Genomic DNA, 23,071 nt, shown 5'->3' with positions numbered 1-23,071 from the left:
GCGGCATGGGCGCGCGCGTCGGCGTCTATCCGGGCACGTTCGACCCGATCACGCTCGGCCACATGGACATCATCCGCCGCGGCGCCAAATTGGTCGACCGGCTGGTGATCGGGGTCACCACCAATCCCAGCAAGTCGCCGATGTTCAGCGTCGCCGAGCGCATGGCGATGGTGCAGCGCGAGGTCGCCGCGATCGGCGGCGAGATCCACGTGGTGGAGTTCGACTCGCTGCTGATGGACTTCGCCGAGCGCGAGGGCGCGACGATGATCGTGCGCGGGCTGCGCGCCGTCGCCGACTTCGAGTACGAATATCAGATGGCGGGGATGAACCAGCAGCTCAACGACCGGATCGAGACCGTCTTCCTGATGGCCGACGTCGGGCTACAGCCGATCGCGTCCAAGCTGGTCAAGGAGATCGCGCTGTTCGGCGGCGACATCCGCAAGTTCGTCACCGCCGCGGTGTGCCAGGAAGTGGTCGACCGGGTCGCGCTGGTCGGGCGACGCGGGGGGTGAGGGACGGGGCTCTCACCGCATCACGGCATCCCGTTCTGCCGTTCTGCCGTTCTCGCGACCTCTTCTCCCGTCATCCCACTCTCTTTTTCCGTCATCCCGGACTTGTTCCGGGATCCACCTCACCGCGTACCTAGCGCTCGGTGAGTGCACGGAACGGTGCATCCCGGAACAAGTCCGGGATGACGGAAGTGGATGGGATGGCGACGGTACAGCTCCGCGCCGAGCAGCCGCACCCCATCCCCCCATTCAGTTTGGCGCAAGCGTGAATCTGGTCTAGACGCCGCCGCTGACACTCTCCCGACAGACCCGAAAGCACCGATGCGCCCGTCCGCCCTCCTGTCCGCCCTCTTCGCCGCCGCCGTGCTCACCGCCGCCCCCGTCGCGGCACAGGAGCGGCTCGCGCCGCCGCCGCTGGGCGACAAGACCAACATCTGGCTGCTCGACCTCTCCACCGGCGGGCGGGTCGAGATCGCGCTGCGCCCGGACGTCGCGCCCAAGATGGTCGAGCGGATCAAGCAGCTCACCCGCCAGCATTTCTACGACGGTCTCGTGTTCCACCGCGTGATCGACGGCTTTATGGCGCAGGGCGGCGATCCCAAGGGCGACGGCACCGGCGGCAGCACGCTCCCGGACCTGCCCGCCGAGTTCAACTATCTGCCGCACGTGCGCGGCTCGGTCGCGGCCGCGCGCGCCGAGAAAGAGGATAGCGCGAACAGCCAGTTCTACATCGTCTTCCAGCCGCGCTTCTCGCTCGACAAGAAGTATACCGTGTTCGGCCGCGTAATGTCGGGAATGAATTACGTCGACGCGATCGAGCGCGGCGAACCGCCGGCGAACCCGTCGCGCATTGTCCATGCCTATATCGCCTCCGACAACCCGCCGGCCTACCAGCCGCTGCCCGCCGCCGCGCCGGCGACGCTGCCGACGCTGCCGGGTACCACGCCGACGCTGCCCGGGACGGGCGCGGGTGCGGCGACGCCGCCTGCCGCCCCCACTGCACCGGCGCCGCGCGCCAAGCCGGCGCCGCGCCGCCGCTGAGCCGGCGCGCGCGACGCCGATGAACGTCGACCTCTTCGACTTCGACCTGCCGCCCGAGCGGATCGCGCTGCGCCCGGCGAGCCCGCGCGACGCCGCGCGGCTGCTCGTGGTGCGCGGCGACGGACTTGATGACCGCATCGTCGCCGATCTGCCCGAGGTGCTGCGCGCGGGCGACCTGCTCGTGTTCAACGATACGCGCGTGATCCCCGCGCAGCTCGAGGGTACGCGCGGCGAGGCGCGGATCGGCGCCACGCTGCACAAGCGCGAGGGGCCGCGCCGCTGGCGTGCCTTCGTTCGCAACGCCAGAAGGCTGCGCGTCGGCGACCCGATCGACTTCGGCGCGGGCGTGAGCGCCACCGCGTGTGACCGCGGCGAAGACGGCAGTTGGGCGCTCGACTTCGCCGGCGACGAGCCGGTCGAGCTGCTGCTCGAGCGCGCCGGGCGGATGCCGCTGCCGCCCTATATCGCGGGCAAGCGCGCCGCCGACGCGCGCGACGCCGACGATTACCAGACGATGTTCGCCGCCGAGCCGGGCGCGGTCGCGGCGCCCACCGCGGCGCTCCACTTCACGCCCGCGCTGCTCGAGCGGCTCGCCGCGGCGGGGGTGGAGCATGCCACGCTGACGCTCCACGTCGGCGCAGGCACCTTCCTGCCGGTCAAGGCGGAGGACACCGCCGACCACCGGATGCACGCCGAATGGGGGCGGATCGATCAGGCCACCGCCGACCGGCTCAACGCGGTGCGCGAGCGCGGCGGACGCGTGATCGCGATTGGCACCACCTCGCTGCGGCTGATCGAGAGCGCCGCGGGCGAGGATGGCGTCGTCCGCCCGTTCGAGGGCGACACCGCGATCTTCATCACGCCGGGCTATCGCTTCCGCGGCATCGACGGGCTGATGACCAACTTCCACCTGCCGCGCTCGACCCTGTTCATGCTGGTATCGGCGCTGATGGGGCTGGAGCGGATGCAGTCGGCCTATGCGCACGCGATCGAGCGAGGGTATCGCTTCTACAGCTACGGGGACGGGTCGCTGCTGCTGCCATAGGGGCAGGCCGTGACGGGCCGGCGTGCGCAGGGGCAGGTTCCGAGAGTAGAGGAAGAGCGGCACCTGACGCTATCGGCGGCAGCGGGCTGTCCTACGCCGGTAGCCGTGTGGCAGAAACATCGACGCTCTGTCTCATCGCCGGCGCGTGCGTCGGCGCCCGGTACCATGACAATCGCCGCGCGCGTCGCCGCAAACGCGTCAGCGACTCAACATTCGCAACATTCGCGTGCGGCCGTGACACGGGCGTCACGGGCGAAAGACTGCGACGGCAGACCCTTGATATGTGTGTTCGGTCGCAAGCGGGACCGCGCGAACGTTGAGTCACGTTGGAGCGTCGCGAGCCGACCGGGCGCGAATGTTGAGTCATGCTGGAGCCGGGCGCACCGATCCGGCGCGAACGTTGAGTCGCCTCGACGCGCCGCAGCGCCAACGACCGGCACCGCTAGCTGGATCGCGCCAGCACCGGTCTCCCGGCGCTCGAGCATGATCGACGGGCCTCGCCGCAGGCTCCACGACCGGCGCGCCCCGCGCGCCGGCGTCGCGCCTCAGCGCGCGATGCCGCCCGCGGCGAGCACCGCCAGCGTCACCAGCTCGCTCGCGGTGGAGGTCATCGGCGCGATCTGTACCGGCTTCTCCATGCCCACCAGCATCGGCCCGATCATGTCGTCGCCGCCGAGCTCGCGCAGCAGCTTGGCGGAGATGTTGGCCGATTGCAGCCCCGGCATGACGAGGATGTTGGCCGGCCCCGACAGCCGCGCGAACGGATAGTTCGCCAGCTGCTTGGGGTTGAGCGCGACGTCGGGCGCCATCTCGCCCTCATATTCGAAGCTGACCTCGCGCTGGTCGAGCACGTGGACCGCCTCGCGGATATTGTCGAGCCACTGGCCGGTCGGGTTGCCGAAGGTGGAATAGCTCAGGAAGGCGACGCGCGGCTCGTGCCCCATCTGGCGCGCCACGGTCGCGGTCTGCTCGGCGATGTCGGCCAGCTCCTCCGCGTTGGGGCGTTCGTTCACCGTCGTGTCGGCGATGAAGACGGTGTGCGACTGGCCCACCAGCACGTGGATGCCGAAGGCGGTGCGGCCCGGCGCGGGATCGATCACGCGCTTGATCTCGCGCATCGATTGCGCCCAGGGGCGGGTGACGCCGGTGATCATCGCGTCCGCCGCGCCGAGCTGGAGCAGCACCGCGCCGAAGATGTTGCGGTCCTGGTTGATCATCCGCTCGACCTCGCGGCGCAGGAAGCCGCGGCGCTGGAGGCGCTGGTAGAGGAAGTCGACCATCTTCGGGACCAAAGGCGAGACGCGGCTGTTGTGCAGCTCATACTCCTCGGGGTTGTCGATCCCGAGCGCGCGCAGATTGTCGTACACGTCCTCGCGCCCGACCAGCACGGGGATGCCGTAGCCGCCCTCCTTGAAGGCGATCGCGGCGCGCAGCACCACCTCTTCCTCGCCCTCGGCGAAGAGCACGCGCTTGGGGTTGGCCTTGGCGCCCTCATAGGCGAGGCTCAGCACCGCAGTGGTGGGGTTGAGCCGCGCGCGCAGGGTCTCGCGATAGGCGTTCATGTCGGTGATCGGCTTGGTGGCGACGCCCGAGTCTATCGCCGCCTGCGCGACCGCGACCGACACCATCTCCATCAGCCGCGGGTCGAACGGCGCGGGGATGATATAGTCCGGGCCGAAGGTGTGGCGCGTGCCATAAGCGGCGGCGACCTCCTCGGGCACGCGATCGCGTGCCAGCTCGGCGATGGCGTTGGCGGCGGCGATCTTCATCTCGTCGTTGATGCCCGTGGCGCGCACGTCGAGCGCGCCGCGAAAGATGAAGGGGAAGCCCAGCACGTTGTTGACCTGGTTGGGATAGTCCGACCGGCCGGTGGCGACGATGGCGTCGGGGCGCGCCGCCTTGGCGAGTTCGGGGCGGATCTCCGGCTCGGGGTTGGCCATGGCGAAGATGATCGGCGCAGGCGCCATGTCCTTGACCATCTCGGGCTTGAGCGCGCCCGCGGCGGAGAGGCCGAGGAACACGTCGGCGCCGTGCAGCGCCTCGGTCAGGGTGCGCCGGTCGGTGTTGGCGGCGTGTGCCGACTGCCATTGGTTGACGTCGTCGCGGCCCTGGTAGATCACGCCGGTGCGGTCGCAGATCAGCACGTTGTCGGCACGCACGCCCATCGCCTTGATCAGCTCGGTGCAGGCGATCGCGGCGGCGCCGGCGCCGTTGACGACGACCTTGACCGAGGAGAGCTGGCGCCCGGTGAGCAGGCAGGCGTTGATGAGGCCGGCGGCGCAGATGATCGCGGTGCCGTGCTGGTCGTCGTGGAAGACCGGGATGTTCATCCGCTCGCGCAGCGTCTGCTCGATGATGAAACACTCGGGCGCCTTGATGTCCTCGAGGTTGATGCCGCCGAAGCTCGGCTCCATCAGCTCGACCGCGTCGATGAAGCGATTGACGTCCTCGGTCTTCAGCTCGATGTCGATCGAATCGACGTCGGCGAAGCGCTTGAACAGCACCGCCTTGCCTTCCATCACCGGTTTGGAGGCGAGCGCACCGAGATTGCCCATGCCGAGGATCGCGGTGCCGTTCGAGATGACGGCGACCAGATTGCCCTTGGCGGTGTAATCATAAGCGGTGGCGGGATCGTCCGCGATCGCCTGCACCGGCACGGCCACGCCGGGCGAGTAAGCGAGCGCGAGATCGCGCTGCGTTGCCATGGGTTTGGAGGCGATGATCTCGATCTTGCCGGGGCGCCCCTCCGAGTGGAACAGCAGGGCCTCGCGCTCGGAGAACTGGTCGTGGCGCGTCTCGGTGGCGGTGCGATCGTCGGTCATGACCTTCCTCTAGGGAAGGCAGGCGCGTTTGAAAACCATCGCTAACGTCGCTCGTGCGCGAGCAGTTGTTGCTTGGCCGCCAGGCCGCCGGCGAAGCCGGTGAGCTTGCCCGAGGCGCCGATCACGCGGTGGCACGGCACCACGATGGACAGCGGGTTGCGCCCGTTGGCGGCGCCGACCGCGCGGCTGGCGGTAGGTCGGCCGATGGCGCGAGCGATGTCGCCGTAGCTGCGCGTCTCGCCGTGCGGGATGGCGATGAGCGCGGCCCAGACGGCGCGCTGGAAGGCGCTGCCGACGGGGGCGAGCGGCAGGTCGAAGTCGCGGCGCCGGCCGGCGAAATACTCGTCGAGCTGGGCGCGGACGGTGGCGAGCACGGGATGGTCGGCGCGCTCCTCGGCGGCGGCGAGGCGGACGCGCCTGGGCGAGTCGTCGGGCCACAGCACCGCGACGAGCCCCGCGTCGCTGGCGACCAGGGTGAGCGTGCCGACGGGCGAGTCCGTGGTGGTGCGGTAGAGCATGGCAGCAGGTCTAGCGGGCGCGGCGGTGGCGTGCATCCCGCCGATTGCGGTCAAAACCTAAGGGGATCGGATCTGATGCAGAAGATCATGTCGACGCGCTGCCAATCGAGTAGCCGACTGGCAGCGCGTGCGCCGCGCGGCTATGTTCGCTCGGATGACGAGTCCCGCCATGACCGATCACAGCTGGATCGACGACGAGCCGCTGTCGCAGGCAATCCCGCGCGCGCGCACCAGCTATGCCGCCGGTGCGGGCGTCGAACAGCGTGTAATGCTCCTGTGGCCCGCGAGCTGGGGCACGCCGCAGCGCAAACCATGCGGAGAGTGGCTCGCCGCTTGGGATGGCTAGGGTCATCTGGTGCAATGCGGCGCTCGAAGATCTCGACCGCATCTTCCCCTTCATCGCTACCCATGGCAATCAGGCCGCCCGTCTCGTCGCGGAGCGGCTGATCGCGTTTGGTAAGAGCCTGCGCGCTTTCCCGCGCCGCGGCGGACCCACTTGCGCCGGCTGTCGCGAGATGACGACTGTGCCGCCCTACATCCTGCGCTATGAAATCGAGGAGGAGACGGTCTTCATCCGCTCGATCCGACACGGCGCCCGCCGCCCGGACCAGAACCCATGACCGCCCCCACGCCGATGATGGCGCAATATCTCGCGCTCAAGGCGGAGGCGGCGGACTGCCTGCTGTTCTACCGCATGGGCGACTTCTTCGAACTGTTCTTCGACGACGCGCGCATCGCCGCGCAGGTGCTCGACATCGCGCTCACCGCGCGCGGCGAGCACGCGGGCGAGAAGATCCCGATGTGCGGCGTGCCGATCCATGCCGCGACCGGCTATCTCCAGCGCCTCATCAAGGCCGGCCACCGCGTCGCCATCGCCGAGCAGACCGAGACGCCCGAGGCGGCGCGCAAGGCGCGCGGCTCCAAGGCGCTGGTCGAGCGCGCGATCGTCCGCGTCGTCACCGCCGGCACGTTGACCGAGGAGACGCTGCTCGACTCGCGCGCCGCCAATTGGTGCGTCGCGGTCGGCGAGGCCGCGGGCGAGGTCGCGCTCGCCGCCGCGGACGTCTCCACCGGCCGCTTCGAGGTGATCGCCTGTGACCGCGCCGGACTCAACGCCGAGCTCGCCCGGCTCGGCGCCGCCGAGGTGATCGCCGCGGAGGAGAGCGATGCCCCCGCCACGGTACGGCGCCCGCGCGGCGAGTTCGACAGCGGCGCGGGCGAGGCGCGGCTCAAGCGGCTGTTCGGCGTGGCGACGCTCGACGGCTTCGGCCAGTTCGGCCGCGCCGCGCTCGCCGCGGCGGGCGGGCTGGTCGCCTATCTCGACCATACCGCCAAGGGGCAGCTGCCCTTCCTTCGCCCGCCGGTGCTGGCGGCCGCGCGCGACGCAATGGCAATCGACGCCGCCACGCGCGAGAGCCTCGAGCTGACGTGCACCGCGGCCGGACAGCGCAAGGGCAGCCTGCTCGACGCGGTCGACCGAACCGTCACCGGCGCCGGCGCGCGGCTGCTCGCCGCCGACCTGGGTGCGCCGCTGATGGCGTGCGACGCGATCGAGGCGCGGCTCGATCTCGTCCAATTGCTCCACGACGACGCCGGCTTACGCGAGCGGGTGCGTGCCGCATTGCGCGCGCTGCCCGACATCGGGCGCGCGCTGGGGCGACTGGCGGCAGGGCGTGGGAGCCCGCGCGACCTCGGCCAGTTGCGCGACGGGCTGGACGGTGCCTGGGCCATCGGTGAGCGGCTCGGCGCGCTGGAGCCGGCGCCCGCTTTGTTGCGCGAGCTGGCGCCGCGGCTGCGCGGGCATGGCGCGCTGATCGACCTGCTCAAGCGCGCGCTCGTCCCCGCGCCGCCGATCGAGGCGAGCGACGGTGGCTTTATCGCCGCTGGCTATGACGCCGCGCTCGACGCGCTGCGCGAGACCGGGAGCGGTGGTCGTCGCGCGATCGCCGCGCTGGAGGCGAGCTTCCGCGAGCGCACCAAGATCGCCGCGCTGAAGATCCGCCACAACGGCGTGCTCGGCTACCACATCGAGGTACCTGCGCGTGTCGCCGACCCGCTGATGCGCGCGGATTCGGGCTTCACGCATCGCCAGACGCTCGCGGGGGTGGTGCGCTTCAACGCGCCCGAGCTGCACGAGGTGGCGGCGAGCGTCACCCAGGCGGGGGCGCACGCGCTCGCGGCGGAGGCGGCGCATCTGGAAGAGCTCACCGCCACCGCACTCGCCGGTCGCGAGGCGATCGCCGCGACCGCGGACGCGCTCGCCCGGCTCGACGTCGCCGCCGGGCTGGCGGAGCGCGCGGCCGAGGGCGGCTGGGCTCGACCGAGCTTCGCCGCGGAGGCATGTTTCGACGTGCGCGAGGGGCGCCACCCGGTGGTCGAGGCAGCGCTGTCGAAGAGCGGCGACCGCTTCGTCGCCAACGATTGCGCGCTCGGCGGCGCGGCGGCGCGGCTGTGGCTCGTCACCGGGCCCAACATGGGCGGCAAGTCGACCTTCCTGCGGCAGAACGCGCTGATCGCGGTGCTGGCGCAGGCGGGCGCCTATGTCCCCGCCGCGGCGGCGCGGCTGGGGCTGGTCGATCGCTTGTTCAGCCGGGTGGGTGCGTCGGACAACCTCGCGCGCGGCCGCTCGACCTTCATGGTCGAGATGGTCGAGACGGCGGCGATCCTGGCGCAGGCGACGCCGGACAGTCTCGTCATCCTCGACGAGGTCGGGCGCGGGACGAGCACCTATGACGGGCTCGCGATCGCCTGGGCGGTGGTGGAGGCGATCCACGAGGACAACCGCTGCCGCTGCCTGTTCGCCACGCATTATCATGAGCTGACGCGGCTGGCGGAGCGGTGCGACTCGCTGTCGCTCCATCATGTCCGCGCGCGCGAGTGGAAGGGCGAGCTGGTGCTGCTCCACGAGGTCGCGGACGGGCCGGCGGATCGCAGCTACGGCTTGGCGGTGGCGCGGCTGGCGGGCATGCCGCCCGCGACGGTGCAGCGCGCCAAGGCGGTACTGGCGAAGCTGGAAGCGGGGCGCGCCAGGACCGGCGGGCTGGCGGCGGGGCTCGACGACCTGCCGCTGTTCGCCGCCGCGGCGCAGGCGGAGGAGGCACAGTGCGACGCCATCCGCTCCGAGGTCGAGGCGCTCGACGTCGACGCGCTGACGCCGCGCGAGGCGCTCGACACCTTGTATAGGCTGAAGGCGCTGGCGCGCGAGGGTTAGGAAAGGTGGCTCGGCGTGGTGGCGCCCGGTAAGCCGTGTCGCTGGCCGGTGAGAGCGAGCATCACGCTGCCTCGATCAGCGAGCGATGCGAGGAGGATGGGGCACCCGCTGGGAGAGCATGGCCGAGACGGCGGTCGGCCGTGGCGCTGCTTACCCGATCGCCGCATGCGCCATCTTTAGATCCTCGACGAAGCGCTCGAACTCGCTTACCCGGGCGGCCTCGTCGGGAAGCCGGAGCAGGTAGCTCGGGTGGACCGTGATCCATGCCGCGCCGCCGTCGGGCAGGCGAAGCCCCCGGCCGCGCTCGCGACCGATCGTCATCACCTTGCCGAACAGGCTACGCGCCGCGGTGGCGCCGAGCGCGACCGTCACTTTCGGTCGCAGCAGCATCTGCTCCTGCTCTATCCACCAGCGGCACGCCTCGATCTCGCCCGCGTCGGGCTTGGCGTGGATCCGCCGCTTGCCGCGCGGCTCGAACTTGAAGTGCTTGACCGCGTTCGTGACATAGGTCTCCGCGCGGGTGATCCCCGCGGCCGCGAGCGCACGGTCGAACACCTGCCCCGCCGGTCCCACAAAGGGGTGGCCGGCGAGATCCTCCTGATCGCCGGGCTGCTCACCGACGAACATCATCGTCGCGTCGACCGGCCCCTCGCCGAAGACCGTCTGCGTCGCCGGCTTGTAGAGGTGACAGCGGGTGCAGGCCGACGCCTCGTCGCGCAGCGCTTCCCACGCCGCCTGCGCATTGTCGCCGACCGCGCTTTCCCGCGCGCGCGCCTTGTCGATCATCCCGCTCTCCCGTGCCTGCGCGGTCGCCAGCAGCTGCGGCACCAGCGCCGTCTCCGGCATGTTCTTCCAGTATTTCCGCGGCATCTCGCGCAGCATCGTGCCGACCTTGACGCGCGCCGGGTTGAAGATGCTGGCGTAATAGGTCTTCCACACCTCCTCGATCGGGTCGCCCTCGGGCGCGTCACCGCGCTCCGCCGGCGGCCCCTCCTGGAGCGCGGCGCCGTCCCAGTGGAGCGACACCTCGGGGGTCAGGATCGACCAGCGCATGCTGGCGAAGCGGTTGACGAAGAACGCCGCGTTCGCGCGAACGATATGATGCTCGGGCTCGAACCACGCGACGTAGCGCTCGCCCGCGTCGTCACTGACGGAGCGGAAGCGCACGAAGGCGCGCATCTTGTGGATGTCGCGCCGTACTGACTTGGCCAGAGTCTCGATCCGACGCACGAGCGGGTCGGCATGGTCGTCGGTCAGCCGCGGCGTGTCGCGCAGCCGCCACAGCATCGCGTAGAGGAGCGCGAAACGCTCGAGGTCGCGGTGAAGTGCGGCGCTGTTGGCGAGATCGAGGAAGGCGCGCGGCACGCGCATGGCGGGCGTGTCGCCGTCGCGACGCGGGGCGGGGGGTGGCTCCGCGACTGCCGCGGCGAAGAGATCGGTCGCGGCGTCGCCAACCTGCCATACGACGGCGTCGGGCGCGACGTGGTCGGCGAGCAGCCCGCGCGCGGCGTCGCGCCAGCCATCGACGTCGTCGGGCGCCGAGAGGGTGACGACGCGCAAGGTTAGTGCACTAACAAGCCCCTCCCTTTCAGGGGAGGGGTTGGGGTGGGGGCTCTCCGCGCACGCGGCGTAGGCGGAAACGCCCCACCCCCAACCCCTCCCCTGAAGGGCAGGGAGGAAGAGCACTTTATCGCTGGGCCACGTCGGACGATCACCCCGCCACAGCGCGCCACCGCGGCGATCCGTTTCACCCGCGAGTCACTCTCACGCGGCGAACAGCTCCAGCTGTTGCGTCTTCACCTTGGGCGCGACCAGCGGCCTGAGCTCGGCGCGGTCGGCCAGCACCACCGGCCGCCAGTCCTCGCAGACGATGAACGGCCGCACCCGCGCGATCGACACCGTCAAGCGAGCCACGTCGTCCAGCCGCAGCCGTCGCCAGCGCCGCGCCGCCAGGATGCTCTTCACCGCCTTGGTGCCGAGCCCCGGCACGCGCCACAGCAGCTCGCGCGGCGCCCGATTGACGTCGACCGGGAAGCGATCGCGAAACTTGAGCGCCCAGGCGAGCTTGGGATCCATGTCGAGCGGCAGCATGCCCGTCGCCTCGTCCGCGGCGGCGACGACCTCGTCGGTCGAGAAACCGTAGAAGCGCATCAGCCAGTCTGACTGGTACAAACGATGCTCGCGCATCAGCGGGGGGCGCTGCAGCGGCAGCACCGCGGAGGCGTCGGGGATCGGGCTGAACGCCGAATAATAGACCCGCCGCAGCCCGAAGCGGTCGTACAAGGTCGATGCCTTGCGGACGATGTCGCCGTCGGTCGCGGCGTCGGCGCCCACGATCATCTGGGTCGACTGCCCCGCCGGCGCGAAGCGTGGCGCGGACTTGTAGCGGGTGCGGGCGTCGGCGGTGTCGGTGATCGCCGCCTTCATCTCCCCCATCGCACCCTCGATCCGCGCGCCGTCCTTCTCGGGCGCGAGCCGGCGCAGTCCGCCGACGGTGGGCAGTTCGACGTTGATCGAGACGCGATCGGCGTAGAGCCCGGCCTGGTGAACCAGCTCGGGATCGGCATCTGGAATTGTCTTGAGGTGGATATAGCCGCGGAAATGATGGTCCTCGCGCAGCGAGCGCGCGACCTCGACCAGCTGCTCCATCGTATAATTCGACGACTTGATGATGCCGGAGGAGAGGAACAGCCCTTCGATGTAGTTGCGCCGATAGAAGGAAAGGGTGAGGTTCACCACTTCCTGCGCGCTGAAGCGCGCGCGGCGTACGTTCGAGCTCTTGCGATTGATGCAATAATGGCAATCGAACACGCAGCTGTTGGTCAGCAGGATCTTCAGCAGCGAGATGCAACGGCCATCGGGCGCATAGGCGTGGCAGATGCCCATGCCCTCGGTCGAGCCGAGCCCCTTGCCATCGGCCGAGGTGCGCTTCGAGGTACCGGACGACGCGCACGACGCGTCATACTTCGCCGCGTCGGCGAGGATTTCCAGTTTCTGGCGGACGTCGAGCTGCGCCATGTGTTCGATGTATGTTCACTTCGGCGCCTTGTCGAGGGCGAAGCGACCTGCCATGGATCAGTCCCGTGCGCAGGATCATCGATCGGCTCGGACCCAACGGTCCCTATCTCGCGCTGGCACTGACCTGCCTGCTCGGCTGGGGCTTCAAGGCGCATTGCGGCGCCGCGTGGAGCGGCAGCGAGCAATATGTCACCGGCTGCTACAGCGACGCGGTGCCCTTCTGGGGGCTGCGCGGTCTCGCCGCGGGCGAGGTGCCGTACTTCCAAGCGCGGATGGAATATCCCGTGCTCACCGGCGGGCTGATCTGGCTCGAGGCGCTCTTCGTCCATCTCGTCAAGGGCGCGCGCGCCGGCGCGGCCGACTTCCTGGTGTCGGTGACGTTCGCCAACGCTCTTCTCGCCTTCGTGATCTTGGAGTTGATCCGCGGCGCCGGCGCGAGTCTGCGGCGTCAATATGCCTGGGCACTCGCGCCGCCGCTCGTGCTCTACCTGGGGCACAATTGGGACCTGCTCGCCGCCACCTTCGCGGTCGCGGCCTTGCGGGCGGCTGCGCGCGAGCAGGTGCCGCGCGCGGCCGCGCTCGCGGCATTGGGCGGCGCGGCCAAGCTGTTCCCGGTGCTGCTGCTACCGCTCCTGGGTCTCGGCGCGCTGTTCGGTCGCGGCGCACTCCCGGCGCGCGTGTCTCGCGCGGCGTTGCTGGTCGCCGTGGCGGTGGGCGCCTGGGGCGCGGTGAACCTGCCGGTTGCCTGGTTCGCTTTCGAGAATTGGCGCGAGTTCTACGCTTTCTCGAGCGAGCGCGGCGGCACCGCGGCCAGCGTGTGGGAGCTGCTGGCGCAGTTCGGCTGGTGGCGGACCGACGTGGCGGCGCGCAACCTGTGGTCGCTGCTGTCGTTCCTCGGCGGTGCAGCGGCGATCGTCGGGGTCGGCTGGCGCCGCCACGGCGCGCGGCCGTGGCTGCTGTTCACCCCCTTGCTCGCCTGGTTCTTGCTGACCAACAAAGTGTACTCGCCGCAATTCGACCTGTGGCTATGGCCGCTGCTGGTGCTCACCGCGACACGCGTTCGCCCGCTTGCCTTGTTCCTGCTCGGGGATTTGGCCGCCTATTTCGCCGAGTTCTGGCTGTTCGCCGGCTGGGAGGGGGCGAACGTCTCGGCGACGCAGGCGGACGTCCTCGTCGCCGCCTGCGTCCGTGCCGTGGCGCTGCTCTGGCTTATCCACGCCGCGGTGCGAGATCCCGCGCCGGGGTGGGTGGGTGAGCAGAGGTCGCTCCATGCGGCAGCGACGGCGGGCGTTCTCTGATCCCAACTCCGTCATCCCTGCGAAGGCAGGGATCCAGACGCGCTGTACGGCGTGATAAGAAGCGCAGCGTCAGCGGGGATGGCGGACGAGCGGGAGAGCCCGCCGCCCTCCCTGCCGTGCGCATCAGCGCGGCAGGTCGCCCTTCTCGTGGCGGTCGCGGTAGAATTGCTGCACCACCGCCCAGCCCTCGGCCGCGCTCTCGACGTAGCGGAAGATACCGAGATCGCGCTCGGACACCACGCCTTCCTCCACCAGCGCCTCGAAGTTGATCACGCGCTCCCAGAACTCGCGCCCGAACAGCAGCACCGGGATCGGCTCGACCTTGCCGGTCTGGATCAGCGTCAGCAGCTCGAACAATTCGTCGAACGTGCCGAAGCCGCCCGGGAAGGCCGCCAGCGCGCGCGCGTGGAGCAGGAAGTGCATCTTGCGCAGCGCGAAATAGTGGAACTGCGTGCTCAGCGACGGGGTGACATAGGGGTTGGGCGCCTGCTCGTGCGGCAGCACGATGTTGAGCCCGATCGACTCGGCGTGGACGTCCGCCGCACCGCGGTTGGCCGCCTCCATGATCGAGGGACCGCCGCCCGAGCAGACCACGAAGTGGCGCTTGCCCGCCTCGTCGCGCGGGAAGTTGGAGCAGAGCTGCGCCAGCTCGCGCGCCATGTCGTAATATTTGCTCTTGGCGACCAGCCGCTCGGCGACGCGGCGGCTCTTCTCGTCGGTGGCGAGATCGAGCAGCGCCTGCGCCTTGGCGGGCTCGGGGATGCGCGCCGAGCCGTAGAAGACGAAGGTCGAGCCGATATGCGCTTCCTCGAAGATCAGCTGGGTCTTGAGCAGCTCGAGCTGGAAGCGGACCGGGCGCAGGTCCTCGCGCAGCAGGAAGTCCATGTCCTGGAAAGCGAGCTTGTAGGCAGGGCTCTCGGTCTGCGGGGTGGAGACGTTGGTCTTGGCGACCTCGGCATCCTGTGAAGCGCGCGGGAAGACGCGGCTGGGTACGCGGGTATCTGTCATCGCGGATCGATAGGCCGGGATGATGACGGTCGCAAGAACATGGCGCGCGTCAGCGACAGAAGCGTGCGCCATCGTCCTCGAGATGCAGATGGTCGCGGTGCACCGCGTTGTAATCGGGCGACAACACCGTGCCGAAGCGGCGGCAGGCGGAGGCGTGGACGGTGCGCAGGAATTGCTGCACCGCGGGATCGGGCGAGCGCCAGTCGTTCAGGATCGAGATCCGGCGGCCGTCCTTGAGCTCGAAGGCGGCGATGTCGATCGCGTTGGCGAGCGCGTGGCCCGAGCGCCGCGCCGGTCCCTTGGTGCCGATCGTGTTGCGGCAGGCGTAGCTGCCCATGCTGACGATGCGCGACAGCTCGGAGCCGAGGATCTGATAGGCCGCGGGCGCGACGCCGTTGCGTGCCCAGGCAGCATAGGCGCGCGCCTCGCCGCAGCGCACCGCGCCGAGGTTGGCGGTGGGCACGCCGATGTCGAGCAGCTTGACCGTGCCGATCAGCGCGCAGCCGCCGCCATATTGCTTGTCGGGCAGCGGCTGGAAGTCGACCCCGAGCGCGCGCAGGTCGGCCAAACACTGGCGGGTCTCGCGCAGGCTCGGCCCCTCCACCTCGCCGCGCGTGCTCGGCGGCGCAGGGCGCTCGACCCGGCCGCAGCCGGCGAGCAGCAGCGCGACGAGGAGCGTTCGGGAACGGTGGTTACGCCACGACGTCATCGCCCCCGTGTAGCGTCGTGTGCCGGCGAGCTAAAGGCGTTGATCGCTGCTGCGCCTCATCCGCCGGCCGGATCGCGCGTTCGACGATCATCCGGCTTGCCAGCGGCTTCGAGCGTCTGTAGCGCGGTCGACGGGCCACGCGGTCCCAACGCCGCGCGTGCTCTCTGTGAGGAGAGTCAGACATGACCAATACGACCGCCGCCGACGCCACCCTCGCGCCCGCGAAGCCCGCCACCCGGCCGGCCCGCCCGCATTTCTCGTCCGGTCCCTGCGCCAAGCCGCCCGGCTACGATCCCGCCAAGCTCGCCACCGACGTCCTCGGACGCTCGCACCGCTCGAAGCTCGGCAAGCAGCGGCTGCAATATTGCATCGACCTGATGCGCGAGCTGCTCAACCTGCCCGACACGCACCGGATCGGCATCGTCCCCGGCTCCGACACCGGCGCCTTTGAAATGGCGATGTGGACGATGCTGGGCGCGCGCCCGGTCACCGCGCTCGCCTGGGAGAGCTTCGGCGAGGGTTGGGTGACCGACGCGGTCAAGCAGCTCAAGATTGATTCCAACGTGATCCGCGCCGACTACGGCCAGCTGCCCGACCTCGCGCAGGTCGATTGGTCGAACGACGTGCTGTTCACCTGGAACGGCACCACCAGCGGCGTGCGCGTGCCCAACGGCGACTGGATCCCCGCCGACCGCGAGGGGCTGAGCTTCGCCGACGCCACCAGCGGCGTGTTCGCCTACGACCTGCCGTGGGACAAGATCGACGTCGCCACCTTCTCCTGGCAGAAGGTGCTGGGCAGCGAGGGCGCCCACGGCGTGCTGATCCTCGGCCCACGCGCGGTCGAGCGGCTGGAGAGCTACACCCCGGCGTGGCCGCTGCCCAAGGTCTTTCGCCTGGTCTCCAAGGGCAAGCTGACCGATGGCGTGTTCAAGGGCGAGACGATCAACACGCCGTCGATGCTGGCGGTGGAGGACGCGATCTGGTCGCTCGAATGGGCCAAGTCGCTGGGGCAGGGCGGGCTGATCGCGCGCTCGGACGCCAACGCCGCCGCGCTCGACGCGGTCGTCGCCGAGCGCGACTGGCTCGGGCACCTCGCCGCCGATCCGGCGTCGCGGTCGAAGACCAGCGTCTGCCTCACGGTCGACGCCGACGAGGGTGTCATCAAGAAGATGGTGTCCCTGCTCGAGGCGGAGCACGCCGCCTATGACATCGGCGGCTATCGCGATGCCCCGCCGGGGCTGCGCGTCTGGTGCGGCGCGACCGTCGACACCGCCGACATCGAGGCGCTCGGCCCGTGGCTCGACTGGGCCTACGCCACCGCCAAGGCGGCGGCTTAACCGCCCCCCGATCGTCATCCCGCCTCCACGTCGTCATCCCCGCGAAGGCGGGGATCCAGACACGCAGGTCGTCGCAAGGGCCGCACCGTCAGCGGCTCTGGATCCCCGCCTCCGCGGGGATGACGGCTGGTAACGCAAGGAAATACCCATGCCCAAGGTACTCATTTCCGACAAGATGGACCCCCGCGCCGCCGAGATCTTCCGCGAGCGCGGCGTCGAGGTGGACGAGATCACCGGCAAGACCCCGGACGAGCTCAAGGCGATCATCGGCCAGTATGACGGGCTCGCCATCCGCAGCTCGACCAAAGTGACCAAGGACATCCTCGAGCACGCCACCAACCTCAAGGTGGTCGGCCGCGCCGGCATCGGCGTCGACAATGTCGACATCCCCGCCGCCTCGGCCAAGGGCGTGGTGGTGATGAACACGCCGTTCGGCAACTCGATCACCACCGCCGAGCACGCCATCGCGCTGATGTTCGCGCTCGCCCGCCAGCTGCCCGAGGCCGACGCCTCGACCCAGGCGGGCAAGTGGGAGAAGAACCGCTTCATGGGCGTCGAGGTCACCGGCAAGACGCTGGGGCTGATCGGTGCGGGCAACATCGGCTCGATCGTCGCCGACCGCGCGCTCGGGCTGAAGATGAAGGTCGTCGCCTTCGATCCGTTCCTCACCGAGGAGCGCGCGGTCGAGCTGGGTGTGACCAAGGTGACGCTCGACGAGCTGCTCGCACGCGCCGACTTCATCACGCTGCACACGCCGCTGACCGACCAGACGCGCAACATCCTGTCGGCCGAGAACCTCGCCAAGACCAAGAAGGGCGTGCGCATCGTCAATTGCGCGCGTGGCGGGCTCATCGACGAGGCGGCGCTCAAGGCCGGGCTCGACTCGGGCCATATCGCCGGCGCCGCGCTCGACGTGTTCGTGACCGAGCCCGCCAAGGACAGCCCGCTGTTCGGCACGCCCAATTTCGTCTCGACCCCGCACCTCGGCGCGTCGACGACGGAGGCGCAGGTCAACGTCGCGATCCAGGTGGCCGAGCAGATGGCGGACTATCTCGTCTCGGGCGGCGTCACCAACGCGCTCAACGTGCCAAGCCTCTCGGCCGAGGAGGCGCCCAAGCTGCGCCCGTACATGGGTCTGGCGGAGAAGCTCGGCTCGCTCGTCGGCCAGCTCGCCACCGGCGCGATCGATCGCGTGTCGATCCACCGTGAGGGAGCCGCGGCGGACCTCAACCCCAAGCCGCTGACCAGCGCGGTGCTCACCGGCTTCCTGCGCCAGCAGACCGACACGGTGAACATGGTCAACGCGCCGGTGCTGGCGCGCGACCGCGGCATGGAAGTGCGCGAGATCCGCACCGAGCGCGAGGGCGACTATCATACGCTGCTGCGCGTCGCGGTGCGCACCGCCGACGGCGAGCGCTCGGTCGCGGGTACCCTGTTCGGTGACTCGGCGCCGCGCCTCGTCGAGCTGTTCGGGATCAAGGTCGAGGCCGATCTCACCGGCGCGATGCTCTACGTCGTCAACGAGGACGCGCCGGGCTTCATCGGCCGCATTGGTACCTTGCTGGGCGAGGCGGGCGTCAACATCGGCACCTTCCACCTCGGGCGGCGCCAGGCAGGCGGCGAGGCGGTGCTGCTGCTCTCGGTCGACCAGCCGGTCGACGCCGAGCTGCTCGCGCGCGTCAAGGCGCTGCCGGGCGTCAAGACCGCGATGGGGCTGGCGTTCTGAGCTGGTGTTGAGGGGCGCGCCCGTCGAGCGTGCGTAGAACTTAGATCCTCCCCGCTTGCGGGGAGGGGGACCGCCGGCCGCAGGCCGGTGGTGGAGGGGGCTCTCCTCACAGCGCAGCGCCTACAGAAGCCCCCCTCCACCATGCTTCGCATGGTCCCCCTCCACGCGAGCGGGGAGGATTTGTATCACTCAAGCGACTCGCGCTCTTCTGAAGCGGGCGAGTGAGAGCATCTCACCGGTTCGTCCGGATCCGCAGCGCCACCGATTGCGCGTGCGCCGGCAACCCTTCCGCGCGCGCCAGCGCGATTGTCGCCGGCCCGAGCTCGTTCAGCGCGCTCTCGTCGAGCTGGAGGAAACTGGTGCGCTTCATGAAGTCGGTCACGCCCAGCCCGCTGGCGAAGCGCGCGCGCCGCCCGGTCGGCAGCACGTGGTTCGGCCCCGCGACATAGTCGCCGATCGCCTCGGGCGTGTGCCGTCCGAGGAAGGCCGAGCCGGCGTGGCGCAGCAGGTCGAACAGGGCGCGCGGGTCGTCGCAGGCGAGCTCGACATGCTCGGGCGCGAGCCGGTCGACCAGCGGCATCGCCTCGGCCAGCGTCGGCACCACCACGATCGCGCCATTGTCCTCCCACGCGACACGCGCCACCGCCTCGGTCGGCAAAGCGGTGAGCTGGCGCTCCACGGCCTCGGCGACGCGCTCGGCGAACGCGCCGTCGTCGGTGAACAGGATCGACTGGGTGGTGGTGTCGTGCTCGGCCTGGCTGAGCAGGTCGGCGGCGATCCACTCAGGGTCGTTGGCCCCGTCGGCGACGACGACGATCTCGCTCGGCCCCGCCACCATGTCGATGCCCACGACGCCATAGACCTGGCGCTTGGCCTCGGCGACCCAGGCGTTGCCCGGCCCGGTGACGACGTCCACCCGCGCGATCCGCTCGGTGCCATAGGCGAGCGCCGCGATCGCCTGCGCCCCGCCGACGCGCCACACTTCGTCCGCGCCGGCGAGATGCGCCGCGGCGAGCACCAGCGGGTTGATCGCGCCGTCGGGCGTCGGCGTCACCACCACCAGCCGCTCGACGCCGGCGACCTTGGCGGGGATCGCGTTCATCAGCAGCGTCGAGGGGTAAGCGGCGCGGCCGCCCGGCACGTACACCCCCGCGGCGTCCACCGCGCGCCAGCGCGCGCCGAGCCGCACGCCCGCGGCGTCGGTGAAATCGGTGTCGGTCGGCCGCTGCTTCTCGTGATAGGTGCGGATACGCGCCGCGGCGAGCTCGAGCGCGACGCGCAGCTCGGGCTCGAGCGCGTCGAACGCCGCGGCGCAGGCGGCGCGGTCGACGCGCCAGCCAGTCCGGTCGAGGTCGTGGCGGTCGAGCTTCTGCGTGAAGGCGTGGAGCGCGGCGTCGCCCTCGTCGCGCACGCTGCGCACGATCGTGGCGACGTCGCGCGCCACGTCCACCGCCGTCTCGCGGCGCGCGTCGACCAAGGCGTCGAAACGCGCGGCGAAGTCGCCGTCGCTTGTGTCGAGCCGGATCATGCCGCCTTCTTCCCCACTGCGGCGCGGAACGCTTCCACCAGCGGGAAGACGTGCGCGCGCGTCTTCATCGCGGCGCGGTTGACGACCAGCCGCGCCGAGACCGCCATGATCGGCTCGACCTCGACCAGCCCGTTCTCCTGAAGCGTCCGCCCCGAGGAGACGAGGTCGACGATGCGCGCGGCGAGCCCGAGCGTGGGCGCTAGCTCCATCGCGCCGTTGAGCTTGATACACTCGGCCTGCACGCCCCGGCGGGCGAAATGCTGCGCGGTGACGTGCGGGTATTTGGTCGCGACGCGGACGTGGCTCCAGCCGCGCGGGTCGTCGCGCGCGGCCAGCTCGGCCGGCTCGGCGACCGAGAGGCGGCAATGGCCGATGTCGAGGTCGACCGGCGCGTACAGCTCGGGATAGGCGAACTCGGCGAGCACGTCCGAGCCGACGATGCCGAGCTGCGCCGCGCCGTGCGCGACGAAGGTGGCGACGTCGAAGGCGCGGACTCGGATCAGCTCTATACTGGGATCGGCGGTGCGGAAGCGCAGCGCGCGGCTGCTCTCGTCGCCGAAGGCGGCCTCGGGCACGATCCCGGCGGCGGCGAGCAGCGGCAGCGCCTCGCCCAGGATGCGGCCCTTGGGCACCGCGATGACGATCGGCTCGGAGGAGGCGGAGGGCTCGGACATGGCGGGGCTTTACGGCGGCACCCGAGTGGGAGCAACGGGCAGGCAGGAGGAAGCGGCGATGAGCGAAGCGGCGGTACGTGAGGCGTTCCGGATCCAGGCCTTCTACTGCGCGCGCATGGACGCGCCGATCTACGCGCGGCTGTGCGAGGTGATCGCCGACAGGCTCGCGCGGGACGGGGAGGTAGCGCGGCGCGTGCTCGACTGGCCCGGCGAGCCGACGCGCGACGCGCTGCCGCTGCGGCTCATCGGCGGGCTGCACGCGCTGGTGCTCGACCGTGCCGACGACGCGCTGGCGGCGGTCTTCGCGGGCGCGGTGACGGCGCCGGACGCGATCGCCGCGGTGTTCGCCGCGACGCTGGAGCGCCACGCCGCGCGGCTGCTGCCGTATCTCGACGGACCGCCGCAGACCAACGAGCCCGGGCGCGCGGCGGCGTTGATGGTCGGGCTGATCGCGGTGTCACGATGCCTCGGGCCGCGGCTCGAGACGCTGGAGATCGGCGCGAGCGCCGGCCTCAACCTGCTGATCGATCGCTATCGCTTCGATCTCGGCGGATTGGCGGTCGGCCCCGCCGACGCGGCGCTGACGCTCCGGCCCGAGTGGCGCGGCGACCCACCCGCGCCGGTCGCGCTCGACATCGTCGCGACACGTGGTTGCGACGTCGCCCCGCTCGACGCGCGCGACCCCGCACAGGCGCGCCGGCTCGAGTCCTATGTGTGGCCCGAGGCGCCCGAGCGGCTCGAGCGGCTGCGCGCGGCGGTGGCGATGGTCCGCGAGCACGGCGTCGCGCTCGACCGCGCCGATGCCGCCGACTGGCTCGAGGCGCGTCTGGCCGAGCCGCAGGCGATGGGGGTGACGCGCGTGCTGCTCCACTCGGTGGTGTGGCAGTATCTGCCCGAGGCCACCGCCGACCGGGTCCGTTCAGCGATGGCCGCGGCGGGCGCGCACGCGACCCCGGAGCGCCCGCTCGCCTGGGTGATGATGGAGCCCGACCGCGCGAGTGCGCGCCAGCTCGTGCGCGTTCGCTCGTGGCCTGACGAAAGCGGTTGGGAGACGGTGGCCAGCGCGCATGCGCACGCGGCGTGGATTGCACCGGGCGCGCCGGCCGAGGAAGGGCCGGGGATCACGCTGCCAGACGCGGCGGTGAGCGAACCGGGGTGAGCGGAGGTCCTTGCGCAGCGGGCGGGGCTTACGCCTATGGCTGACCAGCAAGCTTGGTCGGTATCGCTTCACGGTCGTCCCGGCCTTGAGCCGGGATCCATGCTTCCGCAAGATCAACCGCGTGCGGGTACGAGGCACGATGGATCCCCGGTCGAGCCCGGGATGACGGGGGTTGGTAGCGCCGCGTCGATAACAAACCGATCTCGCTCGCGGGAACAACTCGTAACCATTCGAGCCCGCGACACGCGCGCTAGCGCAGCCGTCGTATGTCGATCGCGACGTGGCGGATGCGCTCGCGGTTCCAGGTGTAGGTCACGTGCACCAGCCCATCGCGCGCCTGGATCACCGCCGGATAGGCATAGCCGTCGGGCCGCGGCTCACTCTCCAGCGTCAGCACCCTGCGCCAGCGCACCCCGTCGTCGGACAGCGCCACCGCGAGCGGCCAGCGCGGGCCCGTGTCGCTGCCGGGGTGGTTGGTGCTGTCGTTGTAGACCAGCAGCTGGCGTCCGTCGGCGAGCGTCACCGCGTCGGTCCCCGCATTGGGGTTGGGGAGCGCGAGCGCGGTCAGCGGCGACCAGTGCCGCCCCGCGTCGCGCGACCAGCTCTGCGCGAGCACGCCCTGCCGCGTCCGCGCCACCGCCAGCAGCCGCCCGTCGCGCAGCGTCAGCAGGCTCGGCTGGATCGCCTCGAGCCCGCGCGGCGAAGCGATCGCGGGCAGCGCGCGCCACGTCCGCCCGCGGTCGGTGGAGCGCTCGACCAACGCGTACCAGCGGTTGTGCGCGGCGCTGCCGACCTCGCGGCTCGACGGCGCCAGCCACGCGCCGTCCCGCGCCACGATCGGCTTGTTCTTGATCGGGCCGAGCACGCCGGCGGGCAGGCGTCGCGGCGCCCCCCATTGGCGACCGCCGTCGCGCGACTCGATCACCATGCCCCACCAGTCGCGCGGGTTCGGCCCGACCTTGTAGTAGAGCTGGAGCGGCGCGCCCCGCGGCTGGAACAGCACCGGGTTCCACGTCGGCTGACCGTCACCGGTAGCGACCGCGCGCGGCGTGTCCCAGCCGGCGGCGGTGCGGCGCGCGAACCAGATGCGCACGTCGCCGTGGCCCTCGCCGCTGCCGCCGAACCACGCCGCGGCGAGCGCGCCGTCGGCGAGTTGGACGATCGTCGAGGCGTGCGCCTGCGGGTAGGGCGGGGCGGGGTCGACGAACTCGCTGGCGACGATCGCGGAGGGTGAGGTCGCGGCGAGCGTCGGCGGGGTGACGAGCGCGAGCGCGAGCGCGCGGAGAGAAGTCATGGCAGCGCCTCGGTGATGGAGGTGCTAGGTTTAAGCGGCAAGGAAGCGCGCGTCACTGATCCGCGGTGCCGCTCCATCGACGTCGCCCCGGCGGAGGCCGGGGCCCGGGTGGGGGACGCTGGTGGGTCTCACATCGGCCTTCCCAACTAGGACCCGGCCTCCGCCGGGCCGACG

Annotated in this window: 19 protein-coding genes; 10 read left to right on the top strand and 9 right to left on the bottom strand. The window is 70.7% G+C overall.

Features of this window, described 5'->3' with window-relative positions:
* Nucleotides 1-5: 5 nt before the first annotated feature.
* The 3 genes from coaD (at nt 6) to queA (ending at nt 2,595) form a co-directional block, all read left to right on the top strand.
* Nucleotides 6-512: a pantetheine-phosphate adenylyltransferase gene (coaD, locus tag FHY03_RS19455; RefSeq protein WP_183921017.1), complete on the top strand. Its 507-nt coding sequence runs from the start codon at nt 6-8 to the stop codon at nt 510-512.
* Nucleotides 513-830: 318 nt separating this feature from the next.
* Nucleotides 831-1,550 carry a peptidylprolyl isomerase gene (locus FHY03_RS19450; RefSeq protein WP_183932130.1) on the top strand — a complete coding sequence of 240 codons (720 nt, stop codon included), beginning with the start codon at nt 831-833 and terminating at the stop codon, nt 1,548-1,550.
* Nucleotides 1,551-1,569: 19 nt separating this feature from the next.
* Nucleotides 1,570-2,595 (top strand): tRNA preQ1(34) S-adenosylmethionine ribosyltransferase-isomerase QueA, encoded by a 1,026-nt coding sequence (gene queA, locus FHY03_RS19445; RefSeq protein WP_183932129.1) that lies wholly within the window; start codon nt 1,570-1,572, stop codon nt 2,593-2,595.
* A 545-nt stretch (nt 2,596-3,140) separates the two neighbouring features.
* On the opposite strand, the gene FHY03_RS19440 is transcribed toward queA, so the two are convergent.
* Nucleotides 3,141-5,417, bottom strand: a complete 2,277-nt coding sequence (locus tag FHY03_RS19440) for an NADP-dependent malic enzyme (RefSeq protein ID WP_183921014.1) — start codon at nt 5,415-5,417, stop codon at nt 3,141-3,143.
* 41 nt (nt 5,418-5,458) lie between these two features.
* Nucleotides 5,459-5,935: a methylated-DNA--[protein]-cysteine S-methyltransferase gene (locus FHY03_RS19435; protein WP_183932128.1), complete on the bottom strand. Its 477-nt coding sequence runs from the start codon at nt 5,933-5,935 to the stop codon at nt 5,459-5,461.
* Between the two features lie 154 nt (nt 5,936-6,089).
* Here FHY03_RS19435 and FHY03_RS19430 point away from each other — a divergent pair, with 154 nt between their 5' ends.
* From FHY03_RS19430 to mutS, 3 genes are read left to right on the top strand one after another with little or no spacing between them, the layout of a single operon-like run.
* The gene (locus FHY03_RS19430; RefSeq protein ID WP_183932127.1) at nt 6,090-6,281 is read left to right on the top strand and encodes a hypothetical protein; all 192 of its coding nucleotides are present in this window, start codon (nt 6,090-6,092) and stop codon (nt 6,279-6,281) included.
* Nucleotides 6,274-6,555 carry a type II toxin-antitoxin system RelE/ParE family toxin gene (locus tag FHY03_RS19425; RefSeq protein ID WP_183932126.1) on the top strand — a complete coding sequence of 94 codons (282 nt, stop codon included), beginning with the start codon at nt 6,274-6,276 and terminating at the stop codon, nt 6,553-6,555. The genes FHY03_RS19430 and FHY03_RS19425 overlap by 8 nt, the downstream gene beginning before the upstream one ends.
* Nucleotides 6,556-6,569: 14 nt before the next feature.
* Nucleotides 6,570-9,146 carry a DNA mismatch repair protein MutS gene (gene mutS, locus FHY03_RS19420; RefSeq protein ID WP_183932152.1) on the top strand — a complete coding sequence of 859 codons (2,577 nt, stop codon included), beginning with the start codon at nt 6,570-6,572 and terminating at the stop codon, nt 9,144-9,146.
* A gap of 150 nt (nt 9,147-9,296) precedes the next feature.
* Here mutS and FHY03_RS19415 read toward each other — a convergent pair whose 3' ends face one another.
* Nucleotides 9,297-10,706: a UdgX family uracil-DNA binding protein gene (locus tag FHY03_RS19415; RefSeq protein ID WP_183932125.1), complete on the bottom strand. Its 1,410-nt coding sequence runs from the start codon at nt 10,704-10,706 to the stop codon at nt 9,297-9,299.
* A 204-nt stretch (nt 10,707-10,910) separates the two neighbouring features.
* On the bottom strand, nt 10,911-12,164 hold the full coding sequence (locus FHY03_RS19410; RefSeq protein WP_183921010.1) for a putative DNA modification/repair radical SAM protein: 1,254 nt from the start codon (nt 12,162-12,164) through the stop codon (nt 10,911-10,913).
* A 65-nt stretch (nt 12,165-12,229) separates the two neighbouring features.
* Between FHY03_RS19410 and FHY03_RS19405 the strand changes: the two genes are divergently transcribed.
* Nucleotides 12,230-13,462, top strand: coding sequence for a hypothetical protein (locus FHY03_RS19405; protein WP_311722414.1), 1,233 nt, complete (start codon nt 12,230-12,232; stop codon nt 13,460-13,462).
* Nucleotides 13,463-13,585: 123 nt separating this feature from the next.
* Here FHY03_RS19405 and FHY03_RS19400 read toward each other — a convergent pair whose 3' ends face one another.
* Together FHY03_RS19400 and FHY03_RS19395 are read right to left on the bottom strand one after the other, a co-directional pair.
* Nucleotides 13,586-14,470, bottom strand: a complete 885-nt coding sequence (locus tag FHY03_RS19400; protein ID WP_183932124.1) for an LOG family protein — start codon at nt 14,468-14,470, stop codon at nt 13,586-13,588.
* 49 nt (nt 14,471-14,519) lie between these two features.
* Nucleotides 14,520-15,179: an extensin family protein gene (locus FHY03_RS19395; protein ID WP_183921008.1), complete on the bottom strand. Its 660-nt coding sequence runs from the start codon at nt 15,177-15,179 to the stop codon at nt 14,520-14,522.
* 182 nt (nt 15,180-15,361) lie between these two features.
* Here FHY03_RS19395 and FHY03_RS19390 point away from each other — a divergent pair, with 182 nt between their 5' ends.
* Both FHY03_RS19390 and serA read left to right on the top strand, forming a co-directional pair.
* Nucleotides 15,362-16,516, top strand: coding sequence for a phosphoserine transaminase (locus FHY03_RS19390; RefSeq protein WP_183932123.1), 1,155 nt, complete (start codon nt 15,362-15,364; stop codon nt 16,514-16,516).
* Between the two features lie 148 nt (nt 16,517-16,664).
* A complete protein-coding gene (gene serA, locus FHY03_RS19385; RefSeq protein ID WP_183921006.1) occupies nt 16,665-18,242 on the top strand; it encodes a phosphoglycerate dehydrogenase in 1,578 nt (525 codons plus the stop codon).
* Nucleotides 18,243-18,474: 232 nt separating this feature from the next.
* Here the strand turns inward: serA and hisD are convergent, their stop codons facing one another.
* Both hisD and hisG read right to left on the bottom strand, forming a co-directional pair.
* The gene (gene hisD / locus FHY03_RS19380; RefSeq protein ID WP_183932122.1) at nt 18,475-19,770 is read right to left on the bottom strand and encodes a histidinol dehydrogenase; all 1,296 of its coding nucleotides are present in this window, start codon (nt 19,768-19,770) and stop codon (nt 18,475-18,477) included.
* Nucleotides 19,767-20,444 (bottom strand): ATP phosphoribosyltransferase, encoded by a 678-nt coding sequence (hisG, locus tag FHY03_RS19375; RefSeq protein WP_183921004.1) that lies wholly within the window; start codon nt 20,442-20,444, stop codon nt 19,767-19,769. Before hisG ends, hisD begins: the two co-directional genes overlap by 4 nt.
* Between hisG and FHY03_RS19370 the strand changes: the two genes are divergently transcribed.
* A complete protein-coding gene (locus tag FHY03_RS19370) occupies nt 20,407-21,603 on the top strand; it encodes a DUF2332 domain-containing protein (protein ID WP_260159476.1) in 1,197 nt (398 codons plus the stop codon). The genes hisG and FHY03_RS19370 overlap by 38 nt on opposite strands.
* Before the next feature lie 250 nt (nt 21,604-21,853).
* Here the strand turns inward: FHY03_RS19370 and FHY03_RS19365 are convergent, their stop codons facing one another.
* Nucleotides 21,854-22,897 carry an exo-alpha-sialidase gene (locus tag FHY03_RS19365; protein WP_183932121.1) on the bottom strand — a complete coding sequence of 348 codons (1,044 nt, stop codon included), beginning with the start codon at nt 22,895-22,897 and terminating at the stop codon, nt 21,854-21,856.
* Nucleotides 22,898-23,071 lie beyond the last annotated feature (174 nt).

The organism is Sphingomonas sp. BK345 (genome assembly GCF_014193845.1).
Lineage (GTDB): Bacteria > Pseudomonadota > Alphaproteobacteria > Sphingomonadales > Sphingomonadaceae > Sphingomonas.
The sequence above is the reverse complement of the archived record's forward strand: the minus strand, read 5'-3'. Positions and strand labels throughout refer to the sequence as shown.

Coding starts and splice junctions, on each gene's coding strand:
- coaD (WP_183921017.1), top strand. CDS start 6: ATGGGCGCGCGCGTCGGCGTCTATCCGGGCACGTTCGACCCGATCACG.
- FHY03_RS19450 (WP_183932130.1), top strand. CDS start 831: ATGCGCCCGTCCGCCCTCCTGTCCGCCCTCTTCGCCGCCGCCGTGCTC.
- queA (WP_183932129.1), top strand. CDS start 1,570: ATGAACGTCGACCTCTTCGACTTCGACCTGCCGCCCGAGCGGATCGCG.
- FHY03_RS19440 (WP_183921014.1), bottom strand. CDS start 5,417: ATGACCGACGATCGCACCGCCACCGAGACGCGCCACGACCAGTTCTCC.
- FHY03_RS19435 (WP_183932128.1), bottom strand. CDS start 5,935: ATGCTCTACCGCACCACCACGGACTCGCCCGTCGGCACGCTCACCCTG.
- FHY03_RS19430 (WP_183932127.1), top strand. CDS start 6,090: ATGACGAGTCCCGCCATGACCGATCACAGCTGGATCGACGACGAGCCG.
- FHY03_RS19425 (WP_183932126.1), top strand. CDS start 6,274: ATGGCTAGGGTCATCTGGTGCAATGCGGCGCTCGAAGATCTCGACCGC.
- mutS (WP_183932152.1), top strand. CDS start 6,570: ATGATGGCGCAATATCTCGCGCTCAAGGCGGAGGCGGCGGACTGCCTG.
- FHY03_RS19410 (WP_183921010.1), bottom strand. CDS start 12,164: ATGGCGCAGCTCGACGTCCGCCAGAAACTGGAAATCCTCGCCGACGCG.
- FHY03_RS19400 (WP_183932124.1), bottom strand. CDS start 14,470: ATGACAGATACCCGCGTACCCAGCCGCGTCTTCCCGCGCGCTTCACAG.
- FHY03_RS19395 (WP_183921008.1), bottom strand. CDS start 15,179: ATGACGTCGTGGCGTAACCACCGTTCCCGAACGCTCCTCGTCGCGCTG.
- FHY03_RS19390 (WP_183932123.1), top strand. CDS start 15,362: ATGACCAATACGACCGCCGCCGACGCCACCCTCGCGCCCGCGAAGCCC.
- serA (WP_183921006.1), top strand. CDS start 16,665: ATGCCCAAGGTACTCATTTCCGACAAGATGGACCCCCGCGCCGCCGAG.
- hisD (WP_183932122.1), bottom strand. CDS start 19,770: ATGATCCGGCTCGACACAAGCGACGGCGACTTCGCCGCGCGTTTCGAC.
- FHY03_RS19370 (WP_260159476.1), top strand. CDS start 20,407: ATGACGATCGGCTCGGAGGAGGCGGAGGGCTCGGACATGGCGGGGCTT.
- hisG (WP_183921004.1), bottom strand. CDS start 20,444: ATGTCCGAGCCCTCCGCCTCCTCCGAGCCGATCGTCATCGCGGTGCCC.
- FHY03_RS19365 (WP_183932121.1), bottom strand. CDS start 22,897: ATGACTTCTCTCCGCGCGCTCGCGCTCGCGCTCGTCACCCCGCCGACG.